General features: G+C 68.8%; 1 protein-coding gene and 2 pseudogenes. All 3 read left to right on the top strand.

All coding sequences use genetic code 11. The features are described 5' to 3' along the window. Nucleotides 1-584, top strand: a pseudogene (locus DBR12_RS18895) (hypothetical protein); the annotation flags it as partial. Nucleotides 585-607: 23 nt separating this feature from the next. Next, a complete protein-coding gene (locus DBR12_RS18890) occupies nucleotides 608-1222 on the top strand; it encodes a sigma-70 family RNA polymerase sigma factor (RefSeq protein ID WP_369861674.1) in 615 nt (204 codons plus the stop codon). After that, nucleotides 1219-1598: pseudogene (locus DBR12_RS18885) on the top strand (hypothetical protein); the annotation flags it as partial. The gene DBR12_RS18890 and the pseudogene DBR12_RS18885, both read left to right, overlap by 4 nt.

The following is a 1598-nucleotide window of genomic DNA, read 5'->3' as shown; positions in this document are numbered from 1 at the left end:
GCTATGTGTTCTCCCCACACGAGCGCTACCAGATCACCGGTTGGCGCAAGAGCGACAGCCAGGTGGCGGCGTTCGAGTTTTCCCACATCGCCAACTCCTATGCCGCGCGCACGGGCCGCCCGGCCCATGTGGGGGTAATTGGCGTCGCGCTGTTCCGCGAGCTGCAGCCGGTGCCTCTGCCCGCGCCTGCCGTCACCCCCGAGCCCTACAGCCAGCGCCGCGACATCGGACAGGGCCTGGGGCGCCTGCGCGAGGAACCGGCATCGCCCGCAGCCGCTGCACCGGCCGAGGCCGAATCCTCCGCACGCTCACAGTCCGCCGACACCGTGGCCAAGGCCGCCCCCATGCCATCTGCCAAGCTGGGCACGGCCCACGGCCAGCGCGAGACCTCGGTCGTCTCGCACACCACCTTTACGCGACTGCAAGAGCAGCCCAACGAAATCATCAGCATCCGCTACGACAGCCGCCAGAACCTGATCGCCGCCGGTGTCATCCGCGAGCCCATCGCCCGGCCCTACGTGCCCCAAGTGCCCCGTGCGTTCCCGCAGTCCGACAACCTCTCGTACGTTCCCGACCCGAGGTAGGCCTGGACCGGTGCCGTGGGTGTATGAGGGCCTCGCATAATGCCCCGGTGCCCACCGCCCCACCCTCTGCCGATGCCACAGACACCGACGAAGCGCTGATGCTGCGCTACGCCAAGGGCGACCTGGGCGCATTCGACCGGCTCTACGCGCGGCATGAGCTGGCCGTGTGGCGGTTTGTGTTTCGCAGCGTGAAGGTGCAGGCGGTGGCCGATGACCTGCTGCAGGACGTTTGGTTCGCAGTGGCGCGCAATGCCGCCCGTTATGAGGTGAAAGCCAGGTTCCGAACCTGGCTGTTCACCCTGGCGCACCACCGCCTGGTGGACCACTTGCGCACCGCCAAACACCACACCAGCCTGGATGCCAGCGACGACGATGCGCGCACGCTGGCCGACACGCTGGTGGCCGACTCGGGCTTCGGGCCCGTGCGGCAATTGCAGTCACGCGAGCAGGCGGCCGCGCTGATTGCGGCGGTAGAGCAATTGCCGCTGGAGCAGCGCGAGGCCTTTTTGCTGCAGGCCGAAGGCGACCTGGGCGTGCAGGAGATTGCCCAAGCCACCGGCGTGAATTTTGAAACCGCCAAGAGCCGCCTGCGCTACGCGCGGGCCAGCCTGCGCCAGCACCTCAAGGAGTTTGTATGAACCGGCAGGACGACGAGCTGGTCCGGCGTTACCACGAGGCCAGCGAGCAAGAAGGTGCCCGCCCCGGCGCACAGGTGCGCGAGGCCGTGCGCGCCCATGCGCAGATGGTGGCCACGGCTGCGGCTGAGGCTGCGGCTGCGGCATCAGCCGCCCCAGTGGCAATCCCTGCCGCCAACCAGGCCCGCTGGAAAATTTCAGCCCTGGCCACATTGGCCGTGGTGGGGCTGACTGGCTTGCTGATGCTGCAGTTCGAGCGCGGCACGCCCGAAGAGCGGGACACCGCTTTCAGCCACCGCCGGGCTGAGGTGCAAGCACCCGCCGCCCCTGCGCCAGTGGCCCCACCGGTGCCCCAGCCACTGGCAGAGCCCCCATCGGC

The organism is Acidovorax sp. HMWF029, assembly GCF_003060895.1.
GTDB lineage: Bacteria > Pseudomonadota > Gammaproteobacteria > Burkholderiales > Burkholderiaceae_C > Acidovorax.
Note: the sequence above shows the minus strand (reverse complement) of the source record. Positions and strands in the feature narration are given on the sequence as shown.